General features: G+C 70.9%; 17 protein-coding genes. 8 read left to right on the top strand and 9 right to left on the bottom strand.

Translation table 11 applies throughout. From position 1 onward, the window contains the following. Positions 1-98 precede the first annotated feature (98 nt). The 5 genes from ACFYNP_RS25590 to ACFYNP_RS25610 all read left to right on the top strand — a co-directional run bounded on the left by ACFYNP_RS25590 (position 99) and on the right by ACFYNP_RS25610 (position 6192). Entirely contained in the window at positions 99-1139 is a 1041-nt protein-coding gene (locus ACFYNP_RS25590; protein ID WP_388788530.1) for a LacI family DNA-binding transcriptional regulator, read from the top strand. A gap of 455 nt (positions 1140-1594) precedes the next feature. Then, positions 1595-2911 (top strand): ABC transporter substrate-binding protein, encoded by a 1317-nt coding sequence (locus ACFYNP_RS25595; protein ID WP_388409112.1) that lies wholly within the window; start codon positions 1595-1597, stop codon positions 2909-2911. A 14-nt stretch (positions 2912-2925) separates the two neighbouring features. Next, positions 2926-3918, top strand: a complete 993-nt coding sequence (locus ACFYNP_RS25600; RefSeq protein WP_388788533.1) for a carbohydrate ABC transporter permease — start codon at positions 2926-2928, stop codon at positions 3916-3918. After that, positions 3911-4804: a carbohydrate ABC transporter permease gene (locus ACFYNP_RS25605; protein WP_388788536.1), complete on the top strand. Its 894-nt coding sequence runs from the start codon at positions 3911-3913 to the stop codon at positions 4802-4804. Before ACFYNP_RS25600 ends, ACFYNP_RS25605 begins: the two co-directional genes overlap by 8 nt. Positions 4805-4833: 29 nt before the next feature. After that, positions 4834-6192, top strand: coding sequence for a GH1 family beta-glucosidase (locus tag ACFYNP_RS25610; protein WP_388788539.1), 1359 nt, complete (start codon positions 4834-4836; stop codon positions 6190-6192). 153 nt (positions 6193-6345) lie between these two features. On the opposite strand, the gene ACFYNP_RS25615 is transcribed toward ACFYNP_RS25610, so the two are convergent. From ACFYNP_RS25615 to ACFYNP_RS25630, 4 genes are all read right to left on the bottom strand, one after another. Next, a complete protein-coding gene (locus ACFYNP_RS25615) occupies positions 6346-6651 on the bottom strand; it encodes a hypothetical protein (RefSeq protein ID WP_388788541.1) in 306 nt (101 codons plus the stop codon). Between the two features lie 609 nt (positions 6652-7260). Further along, entirely contained in the window at positions 7261-7818 is a 558-nt protein-coding gene (locus ACFYNP_RS25620) for a pyridoxamine 5'-phosphate oxidase family protein (protein ID WP_388788543.1), read from the bottom strand. A 208-nt stretch (positions 7819-8026) separates the two neighbouring features. Next, positions 8027-9901, bottom strand: coding sequence for a carbohydrate-binding module family 20 domain-containing protein (locus ACFYNP_RS25625; protein WP_388788546.1), 1875 nt, complete (start codon positions 9899-9901; stop codon positions 8027-8029). 417 nt (positions 9902-10318) lie between these two features. Further along, positions 10319-10930 (bottom strand): hypothetical protein, encoded by a 612-nt coding sequence (locus ACFYNP_RS25630; RefSeq protein ID WP_388788549.1) that lies wholly within the window; start codon positions 10928-10930, stop codon positions 10319-10321. A 352-nt stretch (positions 10931-11282) separates the two neighbouring features. Between ACFYNP_RS25630 and ACFYNP_RS25635 the strand changes: the two genes are divergently transcribed. Continuing rightward, positions 11283-12701 carry a tetratricopeptide repeat protein gene (locus ACFYNP_RS25635; protein ID WP_388788552.1) on the top strand — a complete coding sequence of 473 codons (1419 nt, stop codon included), beginning with the start codon at positions 11283-11285 and terminating at the stop codon, positions 12699-12701. Between the two features lie 102 nt (positions 12702-12803). Continuing rightward, positions 12804-13499, top strand: coding sequence for a DUF4328 domain-containing protein (locus ACFYNP_RS25640; RefSeq protein ID WP_388409137.1), 696 nt, complete (start codon positions 12804-12806; stop codon positions 13497-13499). 4 nt (positions 13500-13503) lie between these two features. On the opposite strand, the gene ACFYNP_RS25645 is transcribed toward ACFYNP_RS25640, so the two are convergent. Next, positions 13504-14622, bottom strand: a complete 1119-nt coding sequence (locus ACFYNP_RS25645; protein WP_388788555.1) for a hypothetical protein — start codon at positions 14620-14622, stop codon at positions 13504-13506. Between the two features lie 342 nt (positions 14623-14964). On the opposite strand from ACFYNP_RS25645, the gene ACFYNP_RS25650 reads away from it, so the two are divergent. Further along, positions 14965-15420 carry a lamin tail domain-containing protein gene (locus ACFYNP_RS25650; RefSeq protein WP_388409142.1) on the top strand — a complete coding sequence of 152 codons (456 nt, stop codon included), beginning with the start codon at positions 14965-14967 and terminating at the stop codon, positions 15418-15420. A gap of 122 nt (positions 15421-15542) precedes the next feature. Here ACFYNP_RS25650 and ACFYNP_RS25655 read toward each other — a convergent pair whose 3' ends face one another. From ACFYNP_RS25655 to ACFYNP_RS25670, 4 genes are all read right to left on the bottom strand, one after another. Then, the gene (locus ACFYNP_RS25655; protein ID WP_388788558.1) at positions 15543-16187 is read right to left on the bottom strand and encodes a DNA-binding response regulator; all 645 of its coding nucleotides are present in this window, start codon (positions 16185-16187) and stop codon (positions 15543-15545) included. After that, positions 16178-17335 (bottom strand): sensor histidine kinase, encoded by a 1158-nt coding sequence (locus tag ACFYNP_RS25660; RefSeq protein WP_388788561.1) that lies wholly within the window; start codon positions 17333-17335, stop codon positions 16178-16180. The genes ACFYNP_RS25655 and ACFYNP_RS25660 overlap by 10 nt, the downstream gene beginning before the upstream one ends. A 79-nt stretch (positions 17336-17414) precedes the next feature. Continuing rightward, complete coding sequence (locus tag ACFYNP_RS25665) at positions 17415-18071, bottom strand: DedA family protein (RefSeq protein WP_388788564.1); 657 nt, start codon at positions 18069-18071, stop codon at positions 17415-17417. A 29-nt stretch (positions 18072-18100) separates the two neighbouring features. Beyond that, positions 18101-18524 (bottom strand): IS5 family transposase (locus tag ACFYNP_RS25670; RefSeq protein ID WP_388788567.1); only part of this gene is annotated, 424 nt, incomplete at its 5' end.

The raw sequence follows: 18524 nt of genomic DNA on the forward strand, positions 1-18524 counted from the left end.
GCCTGCTCGCACCCGCCCGGGAAGACCGGCCCGGCGTCCTCCCGGGAGGAGGGAGAGCGCTCTATACGGTGTCCCCGGCATGCCGTTAGGGTGCGGGCATGAGCAGGCAGGCCCCCACCCTTGAGGACGTCGCCCGCGAGGCGGGCGTCTCGCGGGCGACCGTGTCCCGGGTCGTCAACGGCGTCCGCAATGTGGACCCGGCGATCCAGGAACAGGTACAGCGGGCGATCGAGCGCACCGGTTACGCACCCAACCGCGCGGCCCGGTCCCTGGTGACCCGGCGCGCCGAGACCATCGCCCTGGTGGTGTCCGGCGCGGGCGGCGGCCCCGAGGAGAGCCAGGAGGCCTTCGCCGCCCGGGTCTTCGCCGACCCGTTCTTCGGCCGGGTGGTCGCGGGGGTGGTCGGCTTCCTGCGGCCGCGCTCGATGCACCCGGTCCTGATGTTCGCCGAGTCGGCCGACGACCGGCACGAGGTGCTCACCTATCTGCGGCAGGGCCGCGCCGACGGCGCCCTGGTCGTCTCGACACACCCCGACGACCCCCTGCCCACCCTGCTCGCGGCGGCGCACCTGCCGACCGTCCTGTTCGCGCGTCCCACACCGGCGGTGCCGCTGAGCTATGTGGACCTGGACCACCGCGACGGCGGACGGCTCGCCGCCCGGCGGCTCCTGGAGCGAGGGTGCCGACGCCCGGCGACCGTGGCCGGCCCCTTGGCCGTCCCCGCCAGTCAGGAGCGGCTCGCCGGGTTCCGCGACACGATGGCGCGGGACGGCCATCCCTATGTGCCGGTCGCCGAGGGCGGCTTCACCCTGGACAGCGGCATCGCCGCCATGACCCGTCTCCTTGCCGAACACCCGGACGTGGACGGCGTGTTCGCGGCCAACGACCTGATGGCCCAGGGTGTCTGCCAGCTCCTGCGGGAGCGGGGGCGGCGGGTGCCCGACGACGTGGCGGTGATCGGGTTCGACGACTCCGGCATCGCCCTGTCCTGCCGTCCTCCGCTGACCACGATCCGTCAGCCGGTCGAGCGGATGGCGGCGGAGATGGCCCGACTCCTCGACCAGCACATCCGTGGCGAGCGCACGGAGGCGACGTCCGTGGTCTTCGACCCCGAACTGGTCATCCGCGAGACGGCGTAACAGGGCCGGCCGCCACGTCGGGCGCCTCCCCTCCGCCGCCGCGGTGACAGCCTCACCGACACCAATCCACCCCCGCTTCCTTGGACTTGACGGTGTATCAGCAGAGACGCAGGTGTGTCGTGCCACTTCGCGTCGCAGCGGGCGAACCCTGAACCCATCCACCTCGACTCCGGGCCCAACACCCCACCGAGATACAACCGTTGCAAAGTGTTGTCCGATGGCGCCGTCGCAGGTGACAGGCCGTACAGCAACCACAGAAGCCGACTTGGGCACCTCGTCCGGCGAGTTCGTTGGATGAGACACCCTGCTTTACATCTTGACGCCTCACTTCCGGCGCCGCTTAACTCACGTCTTAAATTAAGCCATGCGGACCTTCAGGAGTCGAACGCCGCCGTTCCGGTGTCTCCGAAGGCGACCTCACGGTTTTCGACTCCCGGGAAGGGACACCAGGGGCCATGCGCACCATCAGAGCCGCGGCCATAGGCGCCGCCACCCTGTCACTCGCCCTCGCGGCCACGGCCTGCGGCGGTGGCTCCGCCTCCGGAGGCGGTTCCAACGACTCGCCCAAGACGCTCACCTACTGGGCCTCCAACCAGGGCGCCAGCATCTCGGTGGACGAGAAGGTCCTCCGGCCCGAGCTCGACAAGTTCGAGAAGCAGACGGGCATCAAGGTGAAGCTGGAGGTCGTGCCCTGGGCGGATCTGCTCAACCGGATCCTGACCGCCACCACGTCGGGCCAGGGCCCGGACGTGATGAACATCGGCAACACCTGGAGCGCTTCCTTGCAGGCGACCGGCGCACTGCTGCCCTGGGACGCCGCCAACTTCTCCAAGATCGGCGGCAGGGACCGGTTCGTCGACTCGGCGCTCGGCTCCACCGGAGTTCCGGGCAAGGACCCGGCCGCGGTGCCGCTGTACTCGATGTCGTACGCGCTCTACTACAACAAGCAGGCCTTCGCGGACGCGGGCATCACCAAGCCCCCGGCCACCTGGGACGAGCTGGTCGCCGCCGGCAAGAAGATCGAGGCCACCGGCAAGAACGGGCTCGGCGCCGAAGGCTCCAACCTGTCGAACAACATCCACCAGGTCTTCGTCCTCGCCAAGCAGCACGGCGCCGAGTTCTTCACCGCGGACGGCAAGCCCAGCTTCACCAGTGACGGCGCGGTCGCGGCGGTCAAGCAGTACGTCGATCTGATGGCCAAGGACAAGATCGTCAACCAGAGCAACGCCGAATACGCCCAGAACCAGTCCCTGAGCGACTTCGCCAAGGGCAAGACCGGCATGGTGCTGTGGCAGACCGCCTCGGCCACCTTCAAGTCGCTGGGGATGAAGGACTCCGACTGGGGCGTGACCGCGGCCCCCGTGCAGTCCGGAGCGCCCGGGACCGGAGCGCAGACCAACTCGATGGTCGCCGGCATCAACATGGCCGTCTTCAAGAACACCCACAACCTCGACGGCGCGGCCCAGTTCGTGAAGTTCATGACCAGTGACGAGGAGCAGAAGCTCCTCAACACCGCCTACGGATCCATCCCGCCGGTCAAGTCGGCGCAGTCGGACCCGGCGTTCAACTCCCAGGCCACGGCGGTCCTGCGGCAGACCCTGGCGAGCAGCGCACAGGCGCTGCCGCAGGTGCCCGACGAGTCGCAGTTCGAGACCGCCGTCGGCACCGCGGTGAAGGACCTGTTCGCCGACGCGGCGGCCGGTCGCGCGGTGACCACGGAGTCGGTGAAGGCCAAGCTGCAAAAGGCCCAGCAGCAGATGCCCGCGAAGTGAGGACCGACACCCTCATGACGACCACGGCCCCTCCCGCAGGCACGCGGTCGGTGCCCGAGCACTCCCCCGGGGCGGCGCGCGGCCCGCGCCGCCCCGGGCGGATCAGGCGCATCGGACTGCCCTACCTGCTCCTGCTCCCGGCCCTGCTCCTGGAACTCCTCGTCCACCTGGTGCCGATGGTCATCGGCGTCGCGATGAGCTTCAAGGAGCTCACCCAGTTCTACATCCGCGACTGGGGCAGCGCTCCCTGGTCCGGCACCGGCAACTACCGTCTGGCGGTGGACTTCCACGGTGCCGTCGGCGAGGCGCTGCTGCACTCGTTCCTCGTCACCGTGGTCTTCACGGTCCTCTCGGTCAGCCTGTGCTGGCTGATCGGCACCACGGCCGCGCTCTACCTCCAGGACAACTTCCGCGGCCGGGGCGTGCTGCGGACCATCTTCCTGGTGCCGTACGCGCTGCCCGTCTACGCGGCGGTCATCACCTGGGCGTTCATGTTCCAGCACGACAACGGCTTGGTGAACCACGTCCTGCACGACCAGCTGCATCTCACCGACAAGCCCTCCTTCTGGCTGATCGGCGACAACAGCTTCTACGCCCTGCTGATCGTCTCGGTGTGGAAGGGCTGGCCGTTCGCCTTCCTCATCGTGATGGCCGGCCTCCAGAACATCCCGAGGGAGCTCTACGAGGCCGCCGCGCTCGACGGGGCGGGCATGCTGCAACAGATCCGCCGGATCACGCTGCCCTCGCTGCGCCCGGTCAACCAGGTGCTCGTCCTGGTGCTGTTCCTGTGGACGTTCAACGACTTCAACACGCCGTACGTCCTGTTCGGCAAGTCGGCGCCCGCGGCGGCGGACCTGATCTCCATCCACATCTACCAGTCGTCGTTCGTCACCTGGAACTTCGGCACCGGCTCCGCGATGTCCGTACTGCTGCTGCTCTTCCTGCTGATCGTGACGGGCGGCTATCTGCTGCTGACCTCCCGAGGAAGGAAGACGGCCGATGTCTAGCACCACCGACGCCGCCCGGACGTCCCGCCGGCCCGCGCCCTCACCGATGGCGCCGCCGCGTTCCTTCCTGTGGTCACGGCGTGTCTTCCTCGCCCTGCTCACCGGCTTCGTGCTGCTGCCGGTGTACGTCATGGTGTCCAGCTCGCTCAAGCCGCTCCAGGACGTCTCCGGGAAGTTCCGCTGGCTGCCCAGCGGTCTGACGATCCGCCCGTACGTCGACATCTGGTCGACCGTCCCGCTGGCGCACTACTTCGTCAACTCGCTGATCGTGGCGGGCACCGCGACGGTCTGCTCGGTCGTGATCGCGGTGTTCGCGGCGTACGCGGTCAGCCGCTACTCCTTCCGCGGCAAGCGCGTCTTCACGGTCACCGTGCTGTCCACCCAGATGTTCCCGGGCATCCTGTTCCTGCTGCCGCTGTTCCTGATCTACGTGAACATCGGCAACGCCACCGGTATCGCCCTGTTCGGCTCGCGCGGCGGGCTGATCCTGACGTACCTCACGTTCTCGCTGCCGTTCTCCATCTGGATGCTGATCGGCTACTTCGACTCGGTGCCGCGCGACCTGGACGAAGCGGCCCTGGTGGACGGCTGCGGCCCACTCGGCGCACTGTTCCGCGTCGTGGTGCCGGCCGCGATGCCGGGCATCGTCGCGGTGGCCGTCTACGCCTTCATGACGGCCTGGGGCGAGGTGCTCTTCGCCTCGGTCATGACCAACGACGACACCCGCACCCTCGCCGTGGGCCTCCAGGGCTACTCCACGCTCAACGACGTGTACTGGAACCAGATCATGGCCGCATCCCTCGTCGTGAGCGTCCCCGTGGTCGTCGGGTTCCTGCTGCTCCAGCGCTATCTCGTCGCCGGGCTGACGGCGGGCGCCGTCAAGTGACCAACTCCCGCCTTCCGAAAGGGACTTCCGTGTCCGCACCGATCGACTTCGCCGCCCTTCCGCACGACTTCCTGTGGGGCACGGCCACCTCCGCGTACCAGATCGAGGGTGCCGTCGCCGAGGACGGCCGCTCACCGTCCATCTGGGACACCTTCTCGCACACCCCCGGCAAGATCGACAACGACGACCACGGGGACATCGCCTGCGACCACTACCACCGCTGGCCCGAGGACGTGGCCCTGATGAAGCGACTCGGCGTCGGCGCCTACCGGTTGTCGGTCGCGTGGCCGCGGGTGGTACCGGGCGGCGAGGGGCCGGTCAACGCCCGGGGCCTCGACTTCTACGACCGCCTGATCGACGCGCTCCTCGCGGCGGGGATCACGCCCTCCGTCACCCTCTACCACTGGGACCTCCCGCAGATCCTCCAGGACCGGGGCGGCTGGCCCGAGCGCGAGACCGCCGAGCACTTCGCCGCGTACGCCTCGGTCGTCGCGGAACGCCTGGGCGACCGGGTGTCGCACTGGGCCACCCTCAACGAGCCCCTGTGCTCGGCCTGGATCGGCCACCTGGAGGGCAGGATGGCCCCCGGCCTCACCGATCTCACCGCGGCCGTCCGCGCCTCCTACCACCTGCTCCTCGGCCACGGCCTGGCCACCCAGGCCATCCGGGCCGCGGCCCCGGGCGCCGGGATCGGCATCGTCAACAACCTCTCCCCCGTCCACCCGGCCACCGACCGCACCGAGGATCTGGCCGCCGCCCGGCGCGTGGACGGCCACGTCAACCGCTGGTGGCTCGACCCCGTCCACGGCCGCGGCTTCCCCGCCGACATGCGTGAGCTGTACGGAGTCGAACTCCCCGAAAAGAACGGCGACTTGGCGACCATCGCGGCTCCGCTGGACTGGCTCGGCCTCAACTACTACTTCCCGGCGTACGTCGCCGACGACCCGGGCGGCCCGGTCCCGTACGGCCGTTCCGTCCGCCGTGACGACGTGCCCCGCACCGGAATGGACTGGGAGATCGAGGCCGACGGCATCGAGTCCCTGCTGCTGCGGCTGACCGAGGACTACGGCGCGCGGAAGATCTACGTCACGGAGAACGGCTCGTCCTTCCCGGACGTCCTGCGCCCCGACGGCAGCATCGACGACCGGGAGCGGGTGGACTACCTGGAACGCCACCTGTCCGCCTGTGCGTCGGCGGCCCGCAAGGGCGCCCCGCTCGCGGGGTACTTCGCCTGGTCGCTCCTGGACAACTTCGAGTGGGCCTACGGCTACGACAAGCGCTTCGGCCTCGTGCACGTCGACTACGCCACACAGGCCCGCACGATCAAGGCCAGCGGCCACCGGTACGCGGACATCGTCCGGGCCCACCGCGCCGGTCACACGGACTGAGCCGCCACGTGCCCAGAGCGGTGGGCCGTCAACGGCGGCCCACCGCCGGCCGGGCGCCCGCACCGCCGGAACCCTGGCCGGATGGGCGCGTCCACTGCCGGAACCCCGGGCGGACGGAGTCGACCGGGGCGGCTCGGCGCATCAGCCGCGCTCTCAGCGGTAGTCCTCCGGGTGGCCCTGCATCCATGTGTTGATCTTGTCACGCGTGCCGATCAGCAGAGTCTGGTGGCTCTTGAGGTTGCCGAAGGATCGATCGCCGCCGAGTTGCTCGTCGAGCTTCTTGATCAGGGCGATCGGCTCGGGAAAGTGCCCCGGTCCCTTCGGGTCCGCCTTCATGGCCCTGTCCAAGCCGTGGAGTTCGTCGTAGACCCGCCCGAGGAAGTAGGCACAGTTGCCGGGGGTACACGAGTCATACAGCGTCGCTTGAAGCCCGGCGAAGGCGTCGCGGACCTTCTCCACTCCTGGTGTGGCCGGCGCGCTGGGCGCTGCCGCGGGCACGGCGGCAGCGCTGCCGGACCCCGAGCCGTCCGGTGCCGGCGACGACGCCGCAGGCCGACTCGCTGTCGCGTCGGCCCCTCTCGCGGCCGGTGTGCCGGACTTCGCCGACGTACCGCAGGACACACAGAGCGCGGCCAGCACTACGGCAACGACGGCCGCGCCTCGGGCCGAGGACTTGAACATGGTTCCCCCGTGATCTTCGAACTTCGAGTCAGCCGACGATACACAACTCCGCCCCCGGCCACGGCACCAGGTCGTGCCGGGCTCGAACGAGCCGTTGCCTGATGTCAGTTGCTCCAGGTGTCCACGCCATGGCCCCGTGCTGCGGCCGCCCCTCGGCCGAGGGTCCCGGCCACCGCCCGTTCCGGCACGCGAAGCTCGCCGGATGCCTCCCGCCCAAGGGGCCACGGAAGGCGAGGATGGTGATGCCGAGTTCGCCGTACCGCCCCGCACGGACACGGAAGGGGAGAGCAGGCGGTCGGTCGGCTCGCCCTATTCGGTGAACCGCGGGGTGCGTTCCCCGCGCGCCGGAGTCGGACGGCCCCGAGGGGCCGACCCACCGTCACCGGTTCAGAAGGACCACCGGGTGTGCGTGAAGGCCCCGCCGTCCCGGCCGAAGCCGTACGCCGTGTCCGGGGCGACCGCGAACACCCGCACGTCCCCCCTGCGGAACGCGTCCCCGATCCCGTGGAAGGTGCCCTCGGGTGCGGTGATGTGTGCACCGTATTTCGTCTCATAGGCGTCGATCACCTGCTCCAGGAGCGCTGGTTCGGTGACTGCCCGCGCCCTGCCCTCGACGATCAGGTCGAGTCCCTCGGTGAGCGCGTTCGCCCCGGTGGTGAGGGCGCAGTGGTCGTCATGAGCGAGGTTCTTCGCCTTCTGCTCGTCCGGACCGGTGGAGAAGTACAGCACCCCGTCGTGCCAGGCGGCGATCACGGGTGTGACGTGCAGCCGGCCGTCGGGCCGCACCGTGGACACCCAGAAGATCTCGGCCCGTGCCAGCTTGCGCTGCGCCTCGGCCCACGCGGTGGCTTCGGCCCGCGCGGCGCCGGGCCTGGGGTTGAGCGCGGAGCTGTAGCGGGCGTCGAGCAGGGTGGTGGGGTGCTGGGCGGATCCGTGTGTCGGCATGGCGGATCTCCTTTCGCTCTCCCCCCTTAACGACCGCCCGAGCGGGTGGAAATCATCGCGCCGCCCCTGCCGGACCCGAGCCGCCCGGCGAGCGGGCGGGTCCGCGGCCGCTCGGCCCCGCACCCGCCCGGCTTCGCGTCGCTTCGGACCTCCTTGCTTCATGCCGTACCGGGCAGGCGTCCCCGCCGTCCCGCTCCCGGAGCTCCCGCTACTTCCAGGTGTCGTTCAGGGTCTCCGCACCTGAGGCGGGCGCGGTGTGCACCCGGTTGGCTCCGGACTCCCAAGTGACGTTCCCCGAGCCGTCCTTGACGATGTACTTGTACTCGAAGCGGGTGTTGGCGGGGGTGTTCACGGTGGCCGACCACACGGGGTAGGAGGCCGAGGAGAGGGCGACGGCGGCGTTCGGGTCCCAGTTGCCGAGCGCCGGGATGGAGCCGGCCACGTACACGTTCTGTCCCCACGCGGTCGTCTTCGTCTCGTGGAAGGTCTCGCTCACGGTGCCGGCGGCAGTGGGCGTCGGCGTGGGTGAGGACGTCGGGCAGGCGGCGCCGCAGGTGGCGCCGGCCGCGTACAGGGCGACCGCGTCACCCGCGTTGACCGTGACCGTGGCCCGGCCCGAGGAGTCGACCGTCACCGCGGGTCCCGTGCAGTTGCCCCCCGTGGCCGGTGTGCCGTGGATGACATCGCAGTACGTGCCGGCCGCGAGCCCGGTGGTGAAGGTCTGGGTGACCGCGCCGCCACCGTTGTTGATGGCGACCCACGCCGCGTTGCCCCGGCTGAAGGCGATGGCGTTGCCGCCGTTGTCCCACCAGTTGGCCACGCCCTGCCCCTTGGCGGCGTTGTGCCATCCCACCATGTTGGCGATGCCCTGGTCGCGGTCCGCGCAGTTCCAGGCGCCGGCGGAGCAGTCGGTTTCGCTGACGTAACCGCTCGCGTCGGCGGGCGGGGAGTCGTCGCTGTTGTTGAACCGGAACCCCGAATAGACCTGCGGGGTGCCGTAGCCCCAGGCGAGTTCGAAGATGTGGGCCAGGGTGTACTGGGAGCCGTCCTTGTAGGTGAGCGTGCTGCCGTCGCGCTCCAGGTCGTGGTTGGTCACCATGACCGCCGACTTGTCGCTGGGCTCGAACCCCCAACTCTGGCCGAACGTCCTCAAGTTGGCGATGTTGCCGTTGAACTGGTCCTTGAGCTTGTGGGCGTAGGTGAACTCCAGGACGCTGCCGTTGCCCTCGAAGGCGCTGGGGGCGAGCTGTCCGCTGCCGCCGGGTATGACCTCCTGGTACACGTACGGCCGCCCGCCCCAGCGGGTGTCCCCTACCTTCGCGAGGATCGCGGCCATGTCCGCCTGCGCGATGTGCTTGGCCGCGTCCACGCGGAAGCCGTCGACGCCGTACCCCACCAGCTTGTTGAGATATCCGGCGATCTTCGAGCGGACGTCGTCCTTCTCGGTGTACAGGTCCGAGAGCGAGACCAGCTGGCACTCCTGGACCTGCTGGGCGCTGTTCCAGTCGTTGATGACGTTCCCGGCGTTGGGGCAGTTCGCGGGGTAGTCGTGGAAGCTGGAGCGGTCGTAGCCGATGCTGCCGTACGTGTAGGCCCCGGGGTTGAAGCTCGCGCCGCCGTAGGAGTCGGTACTGGTCTGGTTGGCGCCCGCGGTGTGGTTGATCACCGCGTCCGCGTACACCTTCACGCCCGCGTTGTGGCAGGCCGTCACCATGGCGGCGAACTGCCCTTCCGTGCCCATCCGGCTGTTCAGGTCGTAGCCCACCGGCTGGTAGACGTCCCACCACGGGTGGGTGCCGTCGGAGAGGCGGATCGAGTCTCCGGGCGGAGCCACTTGGACCGCTCCGTACCCCTTGGGGCCGAGGACGGATGTGCACTCCTGGCCGACCGACTTCCAGTTCCACTCGAAGAGGTTGGCGATCACGTCGCCGCCGTTGGCAGTGGCGGCGTGCGCGGTGCCCTGGAAGGCGACGGGCAGGATCGCCCCGGCGAGCAGAGCCCCGGCGGCGAACAGGCCGGCCGAGGCCCGGCGGCGCCCGGTCGGCGGCGCGGCGGTCGCTCGGCGGCTCGGTGGTGCGGTCATGACGGCTCCCTGGGCAGGTGGGGGCAGCGTCGGTCCGCGCCTCGGGCGGCCATGGGGAGGTGGCACCCGGCGCGGTCGTGCTGCGGGGAGGAAACCCACGGCATCGGCCGACACCGCGGCTCGCGCAACCCGTCCGCCGCCCACGGCACCACCCGCGCGCCCGGTCCGTCCCGGGACCGGCGCGCGGCTGTCCCGTGCCGAACACCGTTGTGCGTCAACGGCGTTCGGCACTCGGCCCGCCGGGGCGGTCGGGCTCGGTTGCGCGAGGACGACGATCCCGCCGAGCCCGGCGCCCCGTCAAGAGATGGCGCAAAATCATTCAGAAAGTTGCAGCAAGTTCTTGATAGCGCATCGCCCGTACCGCTTCCCCGGTCCGCTCCGCCCCTCGCATGCCTGCTCAGGCAATGCGATGCCCGCTCAGGCGATGCGGGTACGGACCGTCGCGGTGTTGTTGGACGTGGTCTTCTCGGGGGACGTGGTGGTCACGCCGGTGACGAGCTGGACGTTGCCGCCGCCGTGCGAGGGGCCACGGCCCGCGATCTGGAGGCGTACGGTCTCTCCCGGCTTGAGCGCGTCGACGGTGACCAGCACGCGGCCCTCGCCGGTCAGCTGGGCATGGGCGTTGCCCTGGACGATGCGGTGGGCCCGGTGCTCGATGCCGTTGGGCATGGTGGTGACCGAGCGCACGGAGTGGGCCGTGGACTTCCCGGTGTTGGTGATCGACACCGTCCACAGGCGCTCCGCGTCGTGGTCGATGTGCGCGGGACCGGAGGCGGTGACGGCGACATCGGCACGGTTGTGCGCCGGCACGTGCGGGGTCCAGGCGTCGCCGTAGTCCTTGTCGTAGGTCTTCGTCCAGTTGTCGCCGTACTTGCCGGTGTGGTTGTTGACCCAGGCGTCACCGTAGTCGGGGCCGTAAGCGGCGGAGGCCGGGCCGGCCACGGCGAGGGACACACCCGCGACGGCGGTGGTGACGATCGCGGCGGCGGCCACGCGGCGGCGCAGGGTGCGAGTCGACCGGGAGAACATCAAGGGACAACCTCTCGAAAGGGGGGAACGGTACGGAGTGCCGCGCTCGGTGCGGAGCGGCACGGATCAAGCCTGTCCAAGTCCACAGCCGCCCCTCCGCGCCACACGTCCTCGATCAGGGGGCCCTTGGCCCCGGCCCGCCCGGGGGACACCTCGGCCGAAAGCACGACGGCCGGGCGGCCGGACCCGGCCGAGGGCTCGGGCCCCCGGGCGCGAGCACCCCGGAATTCCCCGCCCCCGCGCACTGTTGGCGGGGCCGCGATATAGGGATTGACCAGGCGCGTTCCCCGGGCAATAGTTGCGCGCCGACCCATTCGAGGGGCTCGGCGGATTCATCAGGGGTGGGGAAACCATGCAGGCCGAGCGTCAAGAGGTCATGTCCGCGTGCGCGGAAGCGGAACGGCACCTTCGGGCGGGACGGTTCGCCGAGGCCCGGCGTGCCGCGCGGAACGCGCTGACGGCCGAGGGGCCCGACGCCCGGCTGTTCCTGACCCTCGGCCGGGCCCATGCCGCCGAGAACGAGGACGACCACGACGACCGGGCGGAAGCCGCCTACCAAAAGGGCCTCGAAGCCTTCCCCGACGACCTCGACCTCCTGACCGCCTACGCCGAACTGTGCCTCGCCAGCGACTACCTGGACCGCCCGGCCCGCAACGGTCGCGGCCCCGAACTCGCCCGCCGCGTAAGGGAGTTGGCGCCCGGCTCACCGCAGGCGTTGCGCGTGGAGCGGAGCGGGCCGCGGCTCGGCGGGTCGAAGTCCCCGTCGGCATCACGGATCCAGCTGCACGACGTCCGCCTGGTTCTGGCGGCCGTCGGTGACCCTGCCTCTGCCGCGGCGCGGGCCCGGCGCCAGGCCGAGGCCCGCCCCGGGGACGACCGTCTCGCGGTGCTCGCCGAGACCCTCGGCGCACTCGCCCGCCCCGGCCGTGCACCGCTGCGCTGGATGGCGCGGGCGCCCGTGCCCACGGCACTCCTGCGCGCGGCCTGGTGCGTCGTGGTGCTGCTGGCCGTCCCGGCACTGCACCTGCCCTGGTGGTCGAGGCTGGCCGTCCTCGTCACCCTCCCGGCGGCCCTGCCGCTGAACGCCCTCCTGCGTCGCGCCCGTGCCCGCGCGGCCGCCCGCCCGCCGGCGCCACCCGTCGACGCAGCCGCCCCGGCCTTCCCCACCCTGCCGCCCGTCCCGGCGTACCGCCGCCGCGAACTCACCGCCGGCGCCGTGGTGCTCGCCGCGGTCGTCGCGGCGGGCGTGACGTCGGGGGTCTGGGGCTACCGGCAGTACGCGGCGTACCCGCGCTACACGGTGTCGGCACCCGACCGCTTCCAGGGCCTGGCCCGCCAGGACGCGAGCCCGGTGCGGACGCGCGTGGAGAGCCTTGTACCGGACCTGTCCGCCGAGGGCGCCCGGACGTTCGCCTACGTGTACGGCCCGGATCCCGAGCGGCCGACGCTCATGATGTGGGGCGCGACAGGAGACTTCCACGACGCACCCGCCGACGCGCTGGCCGACATCCAGCGCGGCGCCGAGGCGACCGGATACCCGGTGCACACGTCCTGGAGCGCCGCCCCCGGCAGCCTCGGTGGCTCGATGCGGTGCATGTCCTACGAGGTGGCCGACTCCCCGATGGTGACCTGCGCGTGGCTGGACAAAGGGAGCATGGGAGCCGTCTACTTCGCCGACGAGGGCCGGAGCCACGAGGTGTCGGCGGGGTTCGCCCGATCGGCGCGGGAGGCCGTCCTGCACGCGGGGACGAGCGACGACTCCACGGTGTAGCCGGCCATCCCATTTGTATGAACCACCCCGAGTCACATACGGTCCTGCGACACCCCCACGGATCGCACGTGGGGTTCATCATGCCCGTGGGGGGACTCGACCGTGTTGCCGCAATCCCAGCTCGCACCACAGCCACACATCACAACCCGCGCCCTGCGCTCACCGCGTGGACTCGCCACCGCGACCAGTGTGCTGCTCGGCGCGGTGGCCGCCACCGACCTGTTCGCCCTGTACGCCGGCTTGCAGCTGCACCTGGCGGCGGGCGACTTCCTCGATCGCGGACCCGAGGAGATCGACCGCACCGACCTGCTCTACCAGCTGTCCGGGTATCTGCAGATGTCCGGGACCCTCGCCACCGCCGTCGTCTTCATCATCTGGTTCTTCCGGGTCCGCTCCAACGCCGATGTCCTGGCTCCGGACGTCTGCACGCGCAACCGCGGGTGGGCCATCGGCGGATGGTTCATCCCCGTGGGCAATCTGTGGCTCCCGTTCGGCGTCGCGCGCGAGACATGGGTCGCGAGCACCCAGCACGCCCCGGACGGGGCGTGGCGTACGGTCTCGCAATGGCCCATCAGGACGTGGTGGGGCACCTGGATAGCGGCCCTGTTCGTCTACCGGGGCGGCACGACCATGGCGAGTCACGCCACAACACCCGAGGCCATCCAGCGCTCGACCGACGTGGTCATGCTGGCGGACGCCCTCAATCTGGCGGCCGCCCTGTTCGCCATCCTCTTCGTACGGCGGCTCACGGCCATGCAGCACCGCAAGGCGACGGAGGGACCGAACGCCTCCGTCTGAGGTGTCACACGGCCTGGCGCATCGTGGTTCGAAGAGCCGTTGAGGTGCTCTCCACGGCCTGCGGGAGCGGCACTTGACGGTGCGTCGGCCCGGGTGAGCACCGGCAGAGCAGACAGAGCAGGGCCACACTGATGAGCCAGTCCGTCACCCCGGAGAACTGGTTGATCGTGAACTTGAAGACCTGCCCTGCGACCAGGTCCACCAGGAGCGCGGCACGCAGCGTCCGTAGTGCGGCTTCGCGGTCGCGGAGCAACTGGGCCGTGCCGCGCAGGGAGAGTGCCAGGGTCGCGAGGGAGCAGACGAGCGCGCCGGTGACGGCCGGCCATGGGGTCTCGCCGTCGAGGCCGCCCGTCACGCCCTCGGCGGCCACGGCGGCCAGGAGGACGACGGCCTGAAGTGTGGTGCCCCATGCGACGAGGTGAACCAGCCCCCGTGTGCGTGTCAGTCGGGCCATCAGCCCGGATGCCCGCAGCCGGGCCCGCGCCAGCACCTCGTGGTGCGGGCCGGCCGGCCGGCCCGGGCGTTCGGGCACCGCTTCGATCAGGGCCACGAGTGCCGTGTCCAGAGCGGTCGGTGGTCCCTCGGTGCCGCGCAGGCGGCGCAGCGCCTCGCACCGCTCCTGCGCGGTGAGGCCACCGAGAACGCCGTGCAGCGCGGTCTCGGCGGCGTCGGCCGCGCGTACCGCGCGGGGTGCTTCCCGCCGGTCCGTACGCGCACGCCGCGCCACCCACCGGGCGAAGCCCGTCAGTGCGACGAACGACAGGTAGATGATCCCGGGGGCCGGGCGGTAGAAGTAGCCGTCGGTGGCGACCAGTTTGCCGACCTCGTCGATGAAGAGGCCGAAGCCGACGCCGCCGAGCACCGCACCGCGCCGACGGGAGGCGGCCCCGGTGAAGACCAGCATGACCAGGAGTCCGGCCAGCATGAGCAGTCCGCCCCACAGCATGTGGGAGATGTGCAGGCCGCCGTTGGCCGCCCCTCCGCCGAGCTTGGGATAGCCCGTCAGCGCCAAGAAGGCGCGGGTCACCAGGACGGTGACGACGCCGACGAGGACGAACAGCCGAAGGTGCGCCGCGGCGCTCGCGGTGTGCGGGAACCCGTTGTGCGAAGACGTACGGAACATGCTCCGAGCGTCGCCGAGGCATCGCGCCCGGACCATGGGGCCAGCCCCCGTCCCGCTCACGGGCTGACCCCCGTCCGCAGGGGTGCCCCCAGCCACCCGGTGGGTGCCGTGCCGGGGCGCACGGCAACGCCCCCGCGTGGCGCAGCACCCCGCGCGCGGGGGCGTGCGCGCCGTGATCGCTGATGGTGTGTCATGTTCCGCGTTTGGTTACGTGTGGCCCTTCTGCGCGCGGGGCCGCCGGACCCGGGGCCACAGTGTGGGTGTCCGGCCGAACCAGTGTCGGGCTTCACACCGTTCGGCATCCCGGGCTCGCGCCCGGGCTGTCGTGAACCGGGAGTTCACATGTCTCCTCGCACCATGACCCGTGTCGCCGCACTCGCCCTGGCCGCCTCCGGCCTCGCCGCGGCAGCTGCCGTTCCCGCCTCCGCCACCGTACGGCCGGCGGAGCCGCGCTCCCCGATCGTTCTCGGAGCGATCCAGTACGACAGTCCCGGACGGGACGACCACTCACAGAAGAGCCTCAACGCGGAGTGGGTCACCGTCACCAACACGGGCCGCAGCGCGGTGAACCTCAAGGGCTGGACGCTCACCGACCGCGCCCACCAGACGTACACCTTCCACAACCTGCGCCTTGCCGGGCACCAGTCGGTGCGGGTCCACACCGGCAAGGGCCGCGACACCGATCGCGACGTCTACCAGAACCGCCGCGACTACGCCTGGGACAACAGCCGGGACACCGCCACCCTGCGCGACAGCCACAAGCACACCATCGCCACCAAGTCCTGGGGTCGCCGCTGACCGCCGCTGCCACCGTCGGGTGCCGCCGCCACGGCACCCGAGGTGAGAAGGCCGGCACCCCGATCCAGGGGTGCCGGCCTTCGGCTTCAGGGGCGCCGGCCCACGGCCTGCCGGTACTCCGGTCAGGACCGCAGATAGCGCAGTACCGCGAGGACGCGGCGGCTGTAGCTCCCGGACCGCGGGAGCTCCAGCTTGTCGAAGATCGCGTTGCTGTGTTTCTCGACGGCGCTCCGCGACACATGCAGGCGGTCGGCGATCGAAGCGTTGGTGTGGCCCTGCGCCATGTGCGCGAGGACGGCGCGCTCACGTTCGGTGAGCCGCTCCAGGGACGCGAAGTGACTTGTCCGCGCGAGCAGTTGGCGCACCACCTCGGGGTCGAACGCCGCACCACCCGACCGTACGCGCTCCAGTGCCTCAAGGAACTCCTCCACCCGGGCGACCCGGTCCTTGAGCAGATAGCCGACGCCCTGGGTGTCCGAGGAGAGCAACTCGGTGGCGTAGCGCTTCTCCACGTACTGCGACAGCACCAGGACGCCCACCCCCGGGTGGTCGCATCTGATGGCCAGCGCGGCCCGCAGCCCCTCGTCGGTGTGGGTCGGTGGCATCCGCACATCCACCACGACGACGTCGGGCGGCGCGGCGGCCACCGCCGCGAGCAGCTCGGCCGCGTCGCCCGCGGCCGCGGTCACCTCGTGCCCCTCCTCGGTCAGCAGGCGGACCAGACCTTCGCGCAACAGGACGGAGTCCTCGGCCAGCATTACCCGCACGGCAGCTCCGCTTCTACGAGGGTGGGACCGCCGGTCGGGCTGTGCACGGCGAACCGCCCGTCCAGGGCGGCGGCCCGGCGGGCGAGCCCCGCCAGGCCGGTGCCGCCCGGGTCGGCACCGCCTGCGCCGTCGTCGGTGACGCGGATGCTGAGGAGCGGTCCGGTCTCGCTGTCCACGAGGGCCACGTCGACGTCTATGCGGGTGGCCCCGGCATGCTTGGCCGCGTTGGTGACGGCCTCGCGGACCGTGAAGTAGGCGGCCGTCTCGATCCGGGGCGCCTGTCGTTCGCCGAGGCCGCACCGGATCCGCACCGGTACGGCCGAGCGCTCCGCCACCGTCGCGAGCGCCTCCTCCAGGCCCAGTTGGTCCAGGTGGGCGGGGTACACCCGCCACGCGACCTCGCGCAGCTCGTCGAGTGCCCGCTGCGCCTCCTCGTGGGCCTGCGCGTAGAGCTCGTCGGATCCGTTGCGTCTGGCCCGGCCCATCAACATGGCCATGGCTACCAGGCGTTGCTGGAGCCCGTCGTGCAAGTCCCTCTCGATCCTGCGGCGTTCGGCGTCCACGGCCTCGACGATCCCGGCACGGCTTGCCGACAGCTGGTCGATCCGGCGCCGCATCACCTCGCGCTCGCTCGGGCCGAGGAAGCGGTGGACGAGGTACCGCTCCAGCGCGACCACGGCGGCGAGCCCGGCGAGATCGAGGAAGAGGACCAGGGCCGCCGCGGTGAGCAGGTAGCTGACCACGGGCCAGGTCGGCGCGATGCCGTCCGGTCGCTCGCCCCGCAGCCAGCCCGCCAGCGCCTCTCCCGTCGTCACGAGACCGAAGCCGAGGACGGTGAGCGCGCCGGCCCCCAGCAGGCCGACGGGCCAGCGGCTCGCCAGATAGCGCAGGGCCCGGTCCGTGGTGAACCCGCCACTCCCGTCTCCACCCAGGAGTACGGTCACCCTCAGCCGATCCAGGCGTGCCAGTCTGAGGGCCGTGGCCGCGACCGCCCGGGGCACCCGGTTCCCGGGGCGTACCGCGAGCACCGGCGCGGCCAGGGCCAGGAAGACCAATCCGGCCACGGCGGAGACCACGCCCAGCGCGATCCCGGTCAGCGACCGGACGACCGTCGTCGCCGCGCCGCCGAGAGCGGTCAGCCTCCCCATCAAGCCCTCCTCATATACGGCCCCTCCCCCGTGAAGCCTCTTCACCAGAGGCCACCCGTCAGCGGCGCGCCAGGACGGATCACGCGCCGTGCCTGCCCTTGGAACGTGAAAGCCGGGAGACGACGAAGTAGCCGACGAGCAGCAGGACAGCCAGCGCGACCCCCTTCGACACCACCCCGCCGTACTCTTCCACGAGCCGCCAGTTGTCACCGAGCCAGTACCCGGCCAGCACGAACGCGGTGTTCCAGATGAGGCTGCCCAGGGCGGTGAGGCCGGTGAACACGGCAAGCGGCATGCGCTCGATGCCCGCCGGAACGGAGATCAGGCTGCGGAACACCGGCACCATCCGGGCGAAGAACACCGTCTTGGCGCCGTGCCGTGCGAACCAGGCCTCCGCCCGGTCGATCTCGTGCGCCTTGACCAGGGGGATCCGCGCCGCGATCCGACGGGTGCGGTCCCGCCCGAGGGCGGCGCCGACGAGGTACACCAGGAGGGAGCCGGCCACCGACCCGATGGTGGTCCATACGATGACGGACACCAGGCTCATCCGCCCCTGCCCGGCGGTGAAGCCGGCCACCGGGAGGATGACCTCGCTCGGGATGAACGGCAGGACCGTGTCCACGGCGTTGGTGAGACCGGCCCCCGGCGCACCCAGGGATTCCATGAGGTGAACGGCCCAGCCGGCGATCCCACCGGCGGGCTCCGCTCCACTGCTTGTTGCGATCGCTTCAACCATGGCCACAACGCTAGGCACTGTTTCTCGGATCATGTGCGGAGCCAGATGATGAGGGCTGCGAGGGTGACGGTGCCGAGGTAGATGTGGGCGCGTTTCTCGTAGCGGGTGGCGACGGCGCGGAAGCCCTTGAGGCGGTTGATGGTTCGTTCGACGGTGTTGCGTTTCTTGTATCGCTCGCTGTCGAAGCCGGTGGGCCGGCCACCGCGTGAACCGCGGTTCTTGCGGTGTCTTTGCTGGTCGAGGCGTTCGGGGATGGTGTGGCGGATTCCGCGTCGTCGCAGGTAGCGGCGGTTCTTCCGGGATGTGTAGGCCCTGTCGGCCAGGACATGGTCGGGCCGGGTGCGGGGCCTTCCGACGTCGATACGGGGTACGGCGACCTGTTCCAGGACACGCTCGAACTGTGGCCCGTCGCCGTAGTGTCCCGGTGTCAGGACGAGGGCGAGAGGCCTGCAC

It is taken from the genome of Streptomyces sp. NPDC006691 (assembly GCF_042869955.1).
Classification (GTDB): domain Bacteria; phylum Actinomycetota; class Actinomycetes; order Streptomycetales; family Streptomycetaceae; genus Streptomyces.